This window comes from Candidatus Pantoea gossypiicola, assembly GCF_008632075.1.
Classification (GTDB): domain Bacteria; phylum Pseudomonadota; class Gammaproteobacteria; order Enterobacterales; family Enterobacteriaceae; genus Pantoea; species Pantoea gossypiicola.
On the sequence record NZ_VWVM01000010.1, the window covers coordinates 105,921 to 118,519 of the forward strand.

At 53.3% G+C, this 12,599-nt stretch carries 15 protein-coding genes; 3 read left to right on the plus strand and 12 right to left on the minus strand.

Annotation, left to right across the window (positions count from 1 at the left end):
* Positions 1-32 precede the first annotated feature (32 nt).
* Positions 33-425 carry a YgiW/YdeI family stress tolerance OB fold protein gene (locus F3I20_RS14340; protein ID WP_150013039.1) on the minus strand — a complete coding sequence of 131 codons (393 nt, stop codon included), beginning with the start codon at positions 423-425 and terminating at the stop codon, positions 33-35.
* Positions 426-592: 167 nt separating this feature from the next.
* Here F3I20_RS14340 and F3I20_RS14345 point away from each other — a divergent pair, with 167 nt between their 5' ends.
* The 3 genes from F3I20_RS14345 to F3I20_RS14350 all read left to right on the plus strand — a co-directional run bounded on the left by F3I20_RS14345 (position 593) and on the right by F3I20_RS14350 (position 3,664).
* A complete protein-coding gene (locus F3I20_RS14345; protein WP_150037849.1) occupies positions 593-1,555 on the plus strand; it encodes a chemotaxis protein in 963 nt (320 codons plus the stop codon).
* Positions 1,556-1,635: 80 nt separating this feature from the next.
* Complete coding sequence (locus tag F3I20_RS23955; protein WP_190285954.1) at positions 1,636-1,785, plus strand: hypothetical protein; 150 nt, start codon at positions 1,636-1,638, stop codon at positions 1,783-1,785.
* A 301-nt stretch (positions 1,786-2,086) separates the two neighbouring features.
* Positions 2,087-3,664 carry a methyl-accepting chemotaxis protein gene (locus F3I20_RS14350; protein WP_150013037.1) on the plus strand — a complete coding sequence of 526 codons (1,578 nt, stop codon included), beginning with the start codon at positions 2,087-2,089 and terminating at the stop codon, positions 3,662-3,664.
* Positions 3,665-3,878: 214 nt separating this feature from the next.
* Here F3I20_RS14350 and ymcF read toward each other — a convergent pair whose 3' ends face one another.
* The 11 genes from ymcF to proB form a co-directional block, all read right to left on the minus strand.
* Positions 3,879-4,049, minus strand: a complete 171-nt coding sequence (gene ymcF, locus F3I20_RS24175; protein WP_150013181.1) for a cold shock small protein YmcF — start codon at positions 4,047-4,049, stop codon at positions 3,879-3,881.
* A gap of 3 nt (positions 4,050-4,052) precedes the next feature.
* Positions 4,053-4,265: a transcription antiterminator/RNA stability regulator CspE gene (cspE, locus tag F3I20_RS14360; protein WP_003854408.1), complete on the minus strand. Its 213-nt coding sequence runs from the start codon at positions 4,263-4,265 to the stop codon at positions 4,053-4,055.
* A 307-nt stretch (positions 4,266-4,572) separates the two neighbouring features.
* Entirely contained in the window at positions 4,573-4,989 is a 417-nt protein-coding gene (locus F3I20_RS14365; RefSeq protein ID WP_150037850.1) for an Ivy family c-type lysozyme inhibitor, read from the minus strand.
* 157 nt (positions 4,990-5,146) lie between these two features.
* Positions 5,147-6,901, minus strand: a complete 1,755-nt coding sequence (locus tag F3I20_RS14370) for a putative phage tail protein (RefSeq protein WP_150013033.1) — start codon at positions 6,899-6,901, stop codon at positions 5,147-5,149.
* 204 nt (positions 6,902-7,105) lie between these two features.
* Positions 7,106-7,399, minus strand: a complete 294-nt coding sequence (locus F3I20_RS14375) for a hypothetical protein (protein WP_039390758.1) — start codon at positions 7,397-7,399, stop codon at positions 7,106-7,108.
* Positions 7,396-7,743, minus strand: coding sequence for a DUF7940 domain-containing protein (locus tag F3I20_RS14380; RefSeq protein ID WP_150013031.1), 348 nt, complete (start codon positions 7,741-7,743; stop codon positions 7,396-7,398). The genes F3I20_RS14375 and F3I20_RS14380 overlap by 4 nt, the downstream gene beginning before the upstream one ends.
* Complete coding sequence (locus tag F3I20_RS14385) at positions 7,740-8,207, minus strand: glycoside hydrolase family protein (protein WP_013356911.1); 468 nt, start codon at positions 8,205-8,207, stop codon at positions 7,740-7,742. The genes F3I20_RS14380 and F3I20_RS14385 overlap by 4 nt, the downstream gene beginning before the upstream one ends.
* A gap of 204 nt (positions 8,208-8,411) precedes the next feature.
* Complete coding sequence (locus F3I20_RS24430) at positions 8,412-8,690, minus strand: transcriptional antitermination N peptide (RefSeq protein WP_150013029.1); 279 nt, start codon at positions 8,688-8,690, stop codon at positions 8,412-8,414.
* 423 nt (positions 8,691-9,113) lie between these two features.
* A complete protein-coding gene (locus tag F3I20_RS14395; protein ID WP_150013027.1) occupies positions 9,114-9,845 on the minus strand; it encodes a S24 family peptidase in 732 nt (243 codons plus the stop codon).
* Positions 9,846-10,205: 360 nt separating this feature from the next.
* The gene (proA, locus tag F3I20_RS14400) at positions 10,206-11,459 is read right to left on the minus strand and encodes a glutamate-5-semialdehyde dehydrogenase (RefSeq protein ID WP_150013025.1); all 1,254 of its coding nucleotides are present in this window, start codon (positions 11,457-11,459) and stop codon (positions 10,206-10,208) included.
* Between the two features lie 10 nt (positions 11,460-11,469).
* Entirely contained in the window at positions 11,470-12,573 is a 1,104-nt protein-coding gene (proB, locus tag F3I20_RS14405; protein ID WP_150013023.1) for a glutamate 5-kinase, read from the minus strand.
* Positions 12,574-12,599: the final 26 nt, after the last annotated feature.

Below are 12,599 nucleotides of genomic sequence, written 5' to 3' on the forward strand. Positions count from 1 at the left end.
AAGAGGGCGAGGTCATGACCTCGCCCGGTCTGTTATGGCTCTTCGATGCTTGACACATGCAGCGTGGTTTTATCCCCTTTGCCCTGTACCTTGCCACTGACGCGTACTTTGTCTTCAGCGGTGTAGGTTTTACCATCAAAGGTCTTCTTCGGGGCAATAATCGGTAACGTCCCGGTGTTATCGCGGAACTGATACCGCTCGCCCTGCTCTTTCTTCACGATGTAACCTTCCAGCGTCACATACCCGCCCTGACGGAAATCGCGGATCTGATCGATGTGGGTCTGACCGGTATCTTCAGAACCTTTATAGCCGGCATCCTGCTTGTGTTGCGGCGGCGGCGCATCGCCAGCTTTGTATCCGCCCTCTTCAGCTGAAACGCCCGCGCTCATCATCACCAGCAACGACGCTAAAATCACTTTTTTCATTTCACACTCCTTTATTGGAAAGGTGTCCATGTTGAACCTTCAGGGTTAAGCCTGGCACAATAATTGGCATTCGTTTTATTTCACCCTTCTCTTCTCACCTTTTTCCGTTTGCTGCCGATAATCTGTTTACACCCAATTTCACCAGCTGCGTTAATGCAGAGGCAACCATGGATAATTTTCAAAAAGAGATCGATGAAAGAGCGAACCTCGCGTTATCGAATAAGTTTGAGCTGCTGCTGTTTCGCTTAGGTTCCGATCAGCTGAAAGGCAAGTCTGAACTGTTTGGCATAAACGTCTTCAAGCTGCGTGAGATTGTACCGATGCCGACCATCACTAAAGCCGCGGGCATGCGTTCACCGCTGCTGGGTATGGCGAGTATTCGTGGTCAGTTCATTCCGGTGATAGACCTGCCTTCGGTAGCGGGCTGTGTGCCTGAAACCGGTCTTAACCTGCTGCTGGTGACCGAGTATGCCCGTAACACCCAGGCGTTTGCCGTGGAGTCAGTTGAGAACATCGTGCGTCTCGACTGGAGCCAGGTGCATACTGCCGAAGCCGGTATCGGTGGCCGCAATATTACCAGCATCGCCTGCCTGGACAGCGACAAGCAGAGCAACGAACTGGCGATGGTGCTGGACGTTGAGCAGATTCTGTATGACATCATTCCTTCAGTGCGCGGCGTTGAACCGGAAGCGGCCAGACCGCGTGCCTTCAACTATCGCCCTGGTGCGGTCGCCATTGTGGCAGAAGATTCTAAAGTGGCGCGTCAGCTGCTGGAGCAGGGTCTGAAGAGCATGGGTATTCCGGCGCTGATGTTTAACACCGGTCTGGAAGCCTGGGAAAAAATCAAGCTGATGAGCCAGGAAGCACAGGCTGCGGGCGAGTCGATTCACGACAAAATTGCGCTGGTCCTGACCGATCTGGAGATGCCAGAGATGGATGGCTTTACGCTGACCCGCAACATCAAGCGTGACCCGATTCTCAAGGTGCTGCCGGTGGTCATTCACTCCTCACTCTCTGGCAGCGCCAACGAAGATCATGTGCGCAAAGTGGGTGCCGACGGTTATGTGGCGAAGTTTGAACTGAATGAGCTGTCAGACGTGATTTTCAACGTTCTCGACACTGCCCGCTAAACAAATCCGGGCCGCGAAGAATGCCCGGTATATCTTTACTTTTAAACCAGCAGAATGACTGACCTGACCAGGAACCGACTATGCACATTGAAACTTTACCTGTTACACCGGCACCTGCTACCCCTTCTCCTCAGAAAGTGCTGCGTGGCCGTTTACGCCAGCTGGCCTGGATTACCGCCGTCACGTTAAGTCTCGCATTCTGGGCAGGCCTCTACTTCTTAGTTTTCTGAATCCAGTCCTGCTTGTCTGGATCGGGCCGTCAGCATTCCTGCTGACGGCCCTTTTTTTTGCCCGAGTTTCCTCTTTGTTTATTTGTTAACCCTTTCTGAAGCTTTTCAGTGACTATTCATTCACGCTCCGTTATTACTTAAAAAATATTAAAGGTACAACTGCGTGCTCCGATAACAGACTGTGCGAGATCACCTTTTTGCCTGCGGTTGTGACCACAGACATCAGCAAGGCACTGCGCACAACAGCAGAAAACCTGAGTGCTGCTAACAAACTGATTAATAATAAAACGGGGAAGAGAACATGTTCAGTATCAAGAATATGAAGGTCGGTATGCGGCTCGCAGCAGCCTTCGGTATTATTGTGACGTTACTGATAGTGATTGGCGTAACATCCATTACCAGAATTAACAGTATTAATACGGCGATCGCATCGATCATCGACGATCGCTATGTGAAAGTACGACTGGCATTTGATGTGCGCGACGGCGTGAACGATCAGATCAAATACCTGCGCGGCATGGTGATCGACACAACACACCCGGAAATGAATGTGAAGCGTTATAGCCAGCTGGATGAAGCCACGCAACGCACTAACATCGCGATGAAAAAGATTGAGGATATTCAGGTCACGCCAATAGGTAAGAAAAAGATCGCCGGTCTGCTGGCGTCTGCTCAGGCATTTGAGAAGGTTAAAGCTGAGCTGATCGCCCTGATTAAAGCAGGCGATTTTGATGCTGCCAGCACCTATGTCCTGAAATCGATGACCGCTACACAAAATAAATTTCTTCAGGATGCGGTGAATTTTGCCAACTCACAGGACTCACAGCTGCGCAGTGAAGGCCAGGGTATTGTGGAAAATGGACAGGCAGCCATCACCATCACGCTGATTTTTTCCGCGCTGGCCATTCTGGCCGCGATTATGCTGGGCTACTTCCTGACCCGATCTATTGTCCGTCCACTGGTTGCCGCGGTTGACGTCGCTGAACGCGTTGCCGCGGGCGATCTGAGTACCCAGATGCAGGTCACCTCGCGTGATGAAACCGGCGTCCTGATGCAGGCGCTGCAGCGCATGAACGATAACCTGCTGTCGATTGTGACTGAAGTACGCACCGGCTCAGACACTATCGCGGTCGCCTCTAATCAGATCTCCAGCGGTAACCTTGACCTCTCAACCCGCACTGAGCAGCAGGCCAGCTCGCTGGAAGAGACCGCCTCTGCCATGGAGCAGATGACGTCGACCGTGAAACACAATGCCGATAACGCGCGTGAAGCTAATCACCTGGTATCGACGACGTCCAGCGTAGCGCGAGAAGGTGGCGTGGTCATGGAGAAAGTGATCGAGAAGATGGAAGCGATCGCCCTCTCTTCACGCAAAATTGTCGATATCATCAGCGTTATCGACTCCATCGCCTTCCAGACCAATATCTTGTCACTGAACGCCGCCGTTGAAGCTGCGCGGGCGGGTGAACAGGGTCGCGGTTTTGCCGTGGTTGCGAGTGAAGTGCGTAATCTGGCACAGCGCTCAGCCTCCGCGGCCAAAGAGATTAAGGTACTGATTGAAGATTCGGTCGCTAAAGTCGATGAAGGCAGCAAACTGGTAACCCATGCGGGTTCGACCATCGGTGAGGTGGTGAACAGCGTGCAGAGCGTGGCAAATATCATGAGTGAAATCACCATTGCCAGCAGCGAGCAGAGCAGCGGTATCAATGAAATTAATCAGGCGATTACCCAAATGGAAGCGGTCACGCAGCAGAACGCCGCGCTGGTTCAGGAAGCGTCAGCCGCTTCACAGGCACTGCAGGATCAGGCTGAGCGTATGGCGCAGGCGATGAGCGTGTTTAATACCGGCAAGCTCGCACTGCAACCCGTGCTTCGCTGATTCACTTTTATGGCCTGCTCCGGCGGGCCTTTTTCAGATCGGTGATATTAAACGGGGGTTGACCCAAAAGTTACACAGAGAAGCTAAGGTATTCCGGCGGGTACAGAAGAAAGGATGAGGAATTGCGGATGGACACAGCAGAAACAAAAAAGGCCGCCAGAGGCAGCCTTTAATTACTGTAAATGCAACAACGCTATAAAGCTCACTAGCCTTTTCAGAAAGCGCGAAGCTGGCTCTGAATTGCAATCCTCGCCGCTTTCACCTGAACAACGACAGATTTGCAGAAAATGCATTTCGCTCCATGCGGGTTGGCTCTTGTAACATCAAAATGTGATGTACGAAACTGTGAGCCATTACAGTGAGGACATTTAAAAGTAATTTTCAGTCCTTAGAGACCAACAACGTTCGCAGCAGCTGGGCCTTTGGCACCATTTTCTACTGTGAATTCAACTTGCTGACCTTCGTCTAATGAACGGAAATCGGTGCCCTGGATTGCAGAGAAATGTACGAATACATCTTTGCTGCCATCTGCAGGAGAGATGAAACCGAAGCCTTTCTCTGCGTTAAACCATTTAACGGTACCGCGAATTTTGTTAGACATGCTTAAATCCTTAATATATCGAGCCTTCCGGCATAATGGCCTGAGAACAGATTTTAATCAGAACGTAAGAGAAGACTCAAAAAGAAGGGATGTCTCGCGACAAACTTAGAGATGAGAACTGCTTTGGTTACTTACTTTGATAGTGTCTGTTAATCAAACCGACAGTTCATTAGGCCACACTTCACCGGGCGACGCAAGCCGTAATTGAAATTAAACTCAAATACCGTTGCCCGGACAAAGGGGCGGGGCTTGAGCGCTGTTATAGCCCGCCCTGCCCTGCGCGGCCTCCCGGAAGGGAAGCTCATTCTTATAAATCGCCGTTCAGCCTGTTGAACAGAATTTTACGCATTCCCGCATCATCAGTGGGATCGAGATTAAGCCATGTTAGCGTCTGACGCTCGCTTTTCTGATCGTAGTCGGAGTAAACACCATGAATCACCCCTTTCTCCGGAGAGTAGAGGAGAGCAATAGATTGTGCCGGACAGTTGTGCGGCTTACAGCCGGAGAGTAGCTGCCAGGTTTCACCCTTAATAGTGATTGTATTAGCCGGGGTACTGGTCCCGCCCTGCTTAACCCATGAGGGGAAGTCATGTCCGGCAATAAGCTGGTGATACGCCTGGCTGGTCTGCTTATTCATTATGAAATCAGAAAGATAAGTTTGAGTTGCAGCATCTACTAACATTGGCATGCCAGCTAATACTGCGACGATTAAACCTTTATTCATCGGGTTTCCCTCTTAATCTCTGAGTTTTGCCTGTGTTAAACAGGACACTATCGGCTTTGCCACTGTTTGTCAGGCAAAGAACGCTTGCCATTGACGCTTCAGAGAGGCAGATCAAAAAAAGGGCGAGGCCGAAGCCTCGCCCAAAACATGCCAATCATCAATCGTAGTAAGGAACCTTGCGGTCAACGCCGTTGATATTGATCAGCACAAAACCGGTTGGCGCGGTTTTATTGGTCGGTGTACCCGCCGCAGTAGCGAGCGTAACGACCCCTTTTTCATTGGCACCGATGCCCGCCAGTCCATTGTGCATGCCGAAGCGTGCAGCGGGTTTCAGAGAGCCAACTTTGGTAATGTCCGTGACTACCGACATATCGGACTGGAACAACGAGCAGGAGCCGGTATCGAAGCGGGTTGGACCGGTGGTCTTCAGGTTGAACATGGTCTCGCCACTGTTGGCCTTCAGCTTGACCCATACCGCTGCATAGGTAGTTCCTACCCGGCTGTAACGGATGTCCAGTACGGAAGGCTGGCCCATGTGGTAAGCATCCGCCCAGACCGTTTCCAGTCGCTGCAGGTTGATCAGCGTTTTACCGGTAGCAGGCATATTTACGGGTGAACCGGCGGTACCGGACGGCGTAGTGGCATCCGCTTTCCCGATTAACTCCATCACCCATTGCTGGTTAGGCGCCGGGAAAAAGAGCTGCCCCAGCCGATACCAGTTATCGGTATCGGTGTTGTTCACCACTTTATAACCGCTGTAATAGCCGGCACGCAGCGAACCCGTCATGAACGTGCCGTAGTTCTCATCCCGACGATAGCCATATTCAAAGGTCGATAACCACTTACTTCCGGCCAAATCATTAGTGATTTTCGCCCCCGCCTGCAGGTTAATCTGACGCATCACCACGCGGGCATTGTTAAGATTGAGCGGTGTGGCACAATCCTCAATGTTGAGCGTATCGATGGTCCAGCCGCCGTCCGACAAATCCCCCGGGTTGGTGGTGTGCTCAATCCAGACATTTCGCATGATCCCCTGGGTAACACGCGGCATATAGATCGTAGCGTCGCCATAGCCCGACTGGAAGTTGGCGTTGCATAACTCAATGGCGGTTGAGTGGTCCCAGTTCCCCTTCGGTGTGTTTGACCAGCCGACATCAAACACGCGTGAATAGGTCGAGGAGCTGTAAATCTGATCGAACTTACTGTCGAGCGTATCCTGCAGCTTAAAGACGGTTCCCCCGGTACTTTGCGCCTTGAAGCAGAAGATATTGACGATCTGCCCGCCGACAATCGTATTTTCGAAGAATGGCTGCACGTTGCTGCACTGTTCAGGCGTAACGGTGACTTTGAGAGTGGTGTCGACAGTCCCGGCATTCGCTTGTCCGTGCCAGCAGATGCCTTTGATGACGATTTTGCGTGCATTAACCTTAAACACCGCACTCGCGCTTTTGTCAGAGACAATGGTGGTGCGCGGTGACGACCCGAGTTCGATATCATCACCTGCCAGACCAAAAAACGGCAACTCTGTATCGCTGATATCGATGGGTGAAATCAGGAAGCGGCCACCCGGAAAACGTACCGGCATCGCTTTCGCATAGGCGTTATAGGACTGCGTCCATGCCAGCATCCGCTTAAAGGCTTCAGTGTCATCGGTCACGCCATCCCCTCTCGCGCCAAAGTGCAGAATGTTAACTTCAGCAGGGTCGTTGATGGTGCGCTTCCAGTAGAAACCGTTACCCACCGCCACAGTACCGCCATCATCTTTCAGCGTAGTAGTGGAGAGAAAACCGACAAAGTCAGCACCACCCCGGAAGCTGGAGTCTTTGTCGTAATAGCGTTTCAGGCTCGCAACTTCACCTGATTTTGGCGGGACCGTGGTGCGCAGTTCAGCAAAAGAGTTAACTTCGATCATAGAATCCTCCTCAGGATCATTGGGATATCGCGCTGATTGTCAGCGCACTACTTAGCCGCAGCCGGATGGCCGCAAAGGGTGTCCCACATGTCGTTGTGGGTGTTGATGGCGCGCACTGTCCTGACGTCCATTTTTTGCGCGTCATCGCCGTAGGTATAAAGAGGGGAAAAAAGTACGCAGGCAGAGTCGGTGATCGCCACCGGTTCAGGGTTTGTGGTATTTCGACTGCTGCAGCTTGTCGCGAGCAGCAGCGTCATCAAGGCTGTGGTTGTCGGTCGCCACACGGTTAGCCTCCTCGCGGTTATGTTGTTGTTGTTGCGCCACCGCGCTGACGCGGGACGCCTCCTGTTGTGCGTTATCAACGTCAGATCGCGCTTTTTGCTGCACTTTGCCGATTTTCTTGCCGCCGAAATAACTGGCACCCAGCGCCGCAATGACGCCAGCCAGTGCGGCAAGCCAGTGCCAGCTGCCGCCCAGTAAGGTGGTAATCAGAGTCATGGTTTCGCTCCTTCAGCCTGCTCCTTCGCGTTGAGCAGATTTTTCTGGCGAACAAACTGTGCAATCACGCCCATCGCCACCATGAATGCGCCTACCAGCCCCAGGTAGTTGTGCGGCAGAATCGTTTTGACGTCCTCCGGCAGCACGCTCCAGGCATCAACGGCGGCTGAAGGAAAGGATTGCGCCCAGGCGCTGAGCATCGATCCCAGCGACGCCAGCCAGACTGACCAGGTTCTGAAGAGCAGGCGGGCGTGCGAGACAAACTGGAGGGTGGTGAAACGCTGCAACAGCAGCAGGATGATGATCGCCGTCAGCACGGCGACCAGAAACATGAGCCATCTCATAGCAACCCCCTGTAAACCGCATAGGTTCCGCTGCGCATCATCTCGGCGTGACGTCTGGCCCGGCCCGGTGTCTGACGGGCCCAGAGGCTGTTCATCATCGCGTCAGCCGCCTCATTGAACTGTTCAGCCGCGATGGCGGTGAGCATGTTTTTGAACTGCATAACGCCTTCGACGCCCAGCTGATAGGTCATGCTCAGCAACACATCCGTACGGGCGTCATTGCACTTCGCCAGCGCATTACGCAGCAGATCCCTGCCCTGCATCTCCTGAACTTTGTTTTCAAGAATGCACTGCTTCCAGACATCCCCGACGCGCCGTGGTACGCGGAAAGTGTAATTACTCAGCGATGCCCCCTTAGGCCCGATGCGGATACCGCCCGCCACCGTGGGAAAGCCCAGCGTGTCGAGGTAAGGCGTGTCGACATATCCCTCTTCAAAATTCAGTACTGCAATTATCTGGCTCATAACAACTCCTTAATGACGGGTTAAAGCAATTCACCATTGTGAAAAGAAATACATAACGCCCGCTGATCATTACCCGTTCAGGCGCGGCAGGAGGCCTGACTCACCCTGCAGCAAAACTGAACAGTAATTCAGCAAATTGCGTCCAGTGAAAGCTGGAGATAACGAAGAGTTAGCCGGAACGAAAATGCACGCTTTCTTCGCGCTTCAGCTCACGGCGTAGAGGTGAACATGCGGGAGACAGCAATTGTCGAAACTGGGTGTTTCCTGACTGGTGACGCGGGGTGCGGTGATTGCGCGATCAACGCGCGGGGTGACCTGACGCTGGCAGATTTGCTCTGCACGTCTCAGGACAGGGGGTTCAGTTGGGAAGTTCAGGGCCTGGTCAATGCTCTGAGTCAGGCTGCTGAGAGGTTGGCGCCGCCGATGGCGACGAGTACGTGCGTTGCCCACAAAAACGCTTTTGCCATAGTGAATTATCGCCATAACTCCTCCTGTGAATGAGTCTTTGGCGATGGGGTGGCAGGCGCGAGCTTTCGGTGATCCGAACGGGCCCGAATGACGTGTATCGCGCTCGCACGCTCGCCGCCCGGCTGCGTTAGCAGCCAGGTGGAAAGTAAGCGAGGGGGAAATAAACGGCATCTGACGACGCTGCATTTTGCGCATCCACCCCATCCCAAAGTTCACTGACTTTTGGGTGGTATGATTCGCGCTTGTGCAGCGCCTCAATTGTTTAAGAGCGGCTCATCCGTGAAAGAACTGCTTCGTTCATCCATATCCAAATTATTAACAGGTTCTTATGCTTTATCAAACACTGTTGGTTAATTTTTTATTTACTGCTGGTTAAATTTATGAATTTATGCCGATTATTTTTTTGCAGCCCGTCTGAGAAAGGCAGCAAAAGCGGCCTTAGCCGAGGATTTGATAGTGACGCGCCTGACTCATGATCACTTTTGCCAGGACCTTCAGACTGGTAACATCATCATGATTAAGATACCAGGTTTCATAGCGTTTATTATCTGAAATTACAGCAATTTTCTTATGCTGCAGCTGCAGACGCTTGAGATAGAGTTGCTCATCGAGGGTAAAAATATAGATGCCATCACCGTCGAACATCCGCACGCTGATATCCACAAACAGCTGATCGCGCGGTGCAAAGGTGTCAGCCATAGAGTCGCTATTGATGGCAATTAACCGGATGTTCTCCGCCGGACGCCCGTTGAATAGCACCCGTGCCTCATCCAGACCATATTCGATCGCCTGGATGGTCTCCACAAACTCATCACGCGCGGGCAGACCCGCAGCGCTTCGCTGCCCGATATCGAGGCTATCCACCCGGAACACATTTTTATGGCCGGTGAACGTGCTCAGCGCTACCGGGTCAGCGGGTTGTTCCATACCGTATTGCAGCCACTCTACCCTGACTCCCAGCAGCTGGCTGAGCGCCAGTAAATTGCCGCCATCAGGCACTGATTGCGCATTAAACCACTTCCACACTCCTGGTGTTGAAATCTTACAGCCTTGCTGCTGCAGGGCTCTGGCAACCTGTTTGTTTCGTCCATGTCCGACAATGCCGGCACTCTCACAGGCCGCTATCAGCCTGGTGGTGAAAGCTTGTCTTGTACTTTCTTTTTTAACCATTAGTTAATAATCAGCCATAGAAGAGATACTGGATGTTATTTTCATTATTGCTACCAGTTCATTTTATATTACCGCTCGTTTACTACCTAACCGCTTTATCAAGCATTCCTGATTATCATTATCCGCTTCGGCCTGTAGCTGAACAAAAAATATCGCCTCAGGCCGCATACAGCCCCGGCTTTCAGGAATGTTCCGTAAGAAATTGCGTGAAATTCAGCCAGCATAACGGGTAATGGTGACGGAATCGGAATGAAAATTAACCTGACGGGCAAAAAACTCTATCTTTCGCTGGCCCGGAAAGCCGGCCTAAAAAAAACGGGAGTCTCTGAAAGACTCCCGTTTTGTTAAAAATTATTGTTGCTATGACCGGAGCGTGTCGTCACCCCAGGCAATCCATTTATAGGTGGTCAGCGCCTCTAATCCCATTGGCCCGCGTGCATGCAATTTTTGGGTACTGACCGCCACTTCCGCACCCAGACCAAACTGCCCACCATCGGTGAAGCGGGTGCTGGCGTTAACATAGACCGCAGAAGAGTCGACCTGACGGACAAAACGCGTGGCGTTGCGAATGTCGCGGGTCAGGATGGCATCCGAGTGCTGCGTGCCGTGCGTGCGGATGTGATCGATCGCCTCATCCATATCCGCCACTAATTTGACGTTAAGATCCAGCGACAGCCATTCATCATTGTACTGCTGTGGATTGACCTGTCTGACCGCCGCCGGGCCCTGCTGCAGCTGCGCCAGTACGTTGCTGTCCGCATGCAGCGTGATGCCTTCCTGCGCCATACGCGCGCTGAAAAGAGGCAGGAAACGCTCAGCCATGGTCTGCTCCACCAGCAGCGTCTCCAGCGAGTTACAGGCGCTGGGACGCTGTTTTTTGGCGTTAACGATCAGATCAAGAGCCGGTTCAATCTCCATCGTCTCATCAATGTAGATGTGACAGACGCCGATGCCGCCGGTAATTACCGGAATGGTGGAGTTTTCCCGGCACAGCTTGTGCAGCCCGGCTCCGCCACGCGGGATGAGCATATCGACGTAACGATCCAGCTTCAGCAACTGATTCACCAGCTCGCGATCCGGATTTTCAATCGCCTGCACGATAGCCGTCGGCAGACCATGCTGCTGCAGCGCGTTCTGAATAACCCGCACCGTGGCCGCATTGGTGCGCCAGGTCTCTTTGCCACCGCGCAGTATGGCGGCGTTACCGGTTTTCAGGCACAGACTGGCAACGTCAACGGTAACGTTGGGACGCGCCTCATAAATCACGGCAACCACACCCAGCGGCACGCGACGGCGTTCAATGCGCAGGCCACTGTCGAGCTGACCACCGTCGATTAACTGTCCCACCGGATCGGCCAGCTGACACACCTGGCGCACATCACTGGCAATGCTGCTGAGGCGTTGCGGATTGAGTGTCAGCCGATCTAACAGGGCGGCACTCATGCCGTTCTGACGCGCATCGGCTAAATCCAGCTCATTGGCTGCCAGAATATCTGCGCTTTCCGCCTCAAGGCGGTCGGCAATGGTCATCAGAACCCGATTCTTCTCAGCCGTCGACAGATCGGCAACGGTGTACGCTGCGGCACGCGCCGCTTTTCCCATCTCTTCAAGCATTGTCCGCTCCTTAACTGACGATCATGTCATCGCGGTGAACGGCCACCGGGCCATATTCATATCCCAGAATTTCGCTGATCTGCTGGCTGTGATGACCGGCAATCATGCGCATCGCGTCGCTGTTGTAGCGAGAAACACCGTGAGCAATATCCCGGCCTTGCAGGCTGCGGATGCGGATCACTTCACCGCGCGAGAAATTTCCCTGGATAGCGCGAATGCCCTTGGGCAGCAGAGAACTGCCGCGTTCAATGATGGCCGCCAGCGCACCGTCATCGACGGTGAGCTCGCCTGCCGGTGGCGCACCGAAGATCCAGCGTTTACGGTTTTCCAGCGGCGATTGCTGCGCATGAAAGCGCGTGCCAACCGGCCTGCCGTCAATCACATCGCTGATCACACCGCTGCGACTGCCCGAGGCGATAATCACGTCTATTCCGGCGCGGCAGGCAACATCCGCCGCCTGAAGCTTGGTCGACATGCCGCCGGTGCCCAGGCCGGATACGCTGTCGCCCGCAAGCGCACGTAATGCATCATCGATCACATGGACATCGCTGATCAACTCAGCCTCTGGATTGTTACGCGGATCGGCAGTGAACAGTCCCTGCTGATCGGTCAACAGTAGCAGCTTGTCGGCACCGCCGAGCATGGCTGCCAGCGCCGAAAGATTGTCGTTGTCGCCCACTTTGATTTCGGCAGTCGCAACCGCATCGTTCTCGTTAATCACCGGCACAATGTGGTTATCCAGCAACGCGCGCAGCGTGTCGCGGGCATTAAGGAAACGTTCGCGATCTTCCATGTCAGCACGGGTCAGCAGCATCTGACCGATATGGATGCCGTAGATAGAGAATAACTGTTCCCACAGCTGAATCAGACGGCTCTGCCCCACCGCAGCCAGCAGCTGCTTTGAGGCGATGGTGGGTGGCAGTTCGGGGTAGCCCAGATGTTCGCGTCCGGCGGCCATCGCGCCAGACGTAACGATCACAATGCGGTGGCCGGCTGCGTGCTGCTGCGCGCACTGACGAACCAGTTCCACCATGTGCGCCCGATTTAACCGGCGAGATCCGCCGGTAAGAACGCTGGTACCCAACTTGACCACTAAGGTCTGACTGCCACTCATATTTCCTGCCGTAGTGAAAAATTTTT

Bases quoted from the DNA above. Each gene is read 5' to 3' on its own strand.
- F3I20_RS14340 (WP_150013039.1), bottom strand. From the start codon at position 425: ATGAAAAAAGTGATTTTAGCGTCGTTGCTGGTGATGATGAGCGCGGGC.
- F3I20_RS14345 (WP_150037849.1), top strand. From the start codon at position 593: ATGGATAATTTTCAAAAAGAGATCGATGAAAGAGCGAACCTCGCGTTA.
- F3I20_RS23955 (WP_190285954.1), top strand. From the start codon at position 1,636: ATGCACATTGAAACTTTACCTGTTACACCGGCACCTGCTACCCCTTCT.
- F3I20_RS14350 (WP_150013037.1), top strand. From the start codon at position 2,087: ATGTTCAGTATCAAGAATATGAAGGTCGGTATGCGGCTCGCAGCAGCC.
- cspE (WP_003854408.1), bottom strand. From the start codon at position 4,265: ATGTCTAACAAAATTCGCGGTACCGTTAAATGGTTTAACGCAGAGAAA.
- F3I20_RS14365 (WP_150037850.1), bottom strand. From the start codon at position 4,989: ATGAATAAAGGTTTAATCGTCGCAGTATTAGCTGGCATGCCAATGTTA.
- F3I20_RS14370 (WP_150013033.1), bottom strand. From the start codon at position 6,901: ATGATCGAAGTTAACTCTTTTGCTGAACTGCGCACCACGGTCCCGCCA.
- F3I20_RS14375 (WP_039390758.1), bottom strand. From the start codon at position 7,399: ATGACTCTGATTACCACCTTACTGGGCGGCAGCTGGCACTGGCTTGCC.
- F3I20_RS14380 (WP_150013031.1), bottom strand. From the start codon at position 7,743: ATGAGATGGCTCATGTTTCTGGTCGCCGTGCTGACGGCGATCATCATC.
- F3I20_RS14385 (WP_013356911.1), bottom strand. From the start codon at position 8,207: ATGAGCCAGATAATTGCAGTACTGAATTTTGAAGAGGGATATGTCGAC.
- F3I20_RS24430 (WP_150013029.1), bottom strand. From the start codon at position 8,690: ATGGCGATAATTCACTATGGCAAAAGCGTTTTTGTGGGCAACGCACGT.
- F3I20_RS14395 (WP_150013027.1), bottom strand. From the start codon at position 9,845: ATGGTTAAAAAAGAAAGTACAAGACAAGCTTTCACCACCAGGCTGATA.
- proA (WP_150013025.1), bottom strand. From the start codon at position 11,459: ATGCTTGAAGAGATGGGAAAAGCGGCGCGTGCCGCAGCGTACACCGTT.
- proB (WP_150013023.1), bottom strand. From the start codon at position 12,573: ATGAGTGGCAGTCAGACCTTAGTGGTCAAGTTGGGTACCAGCGTTCTT.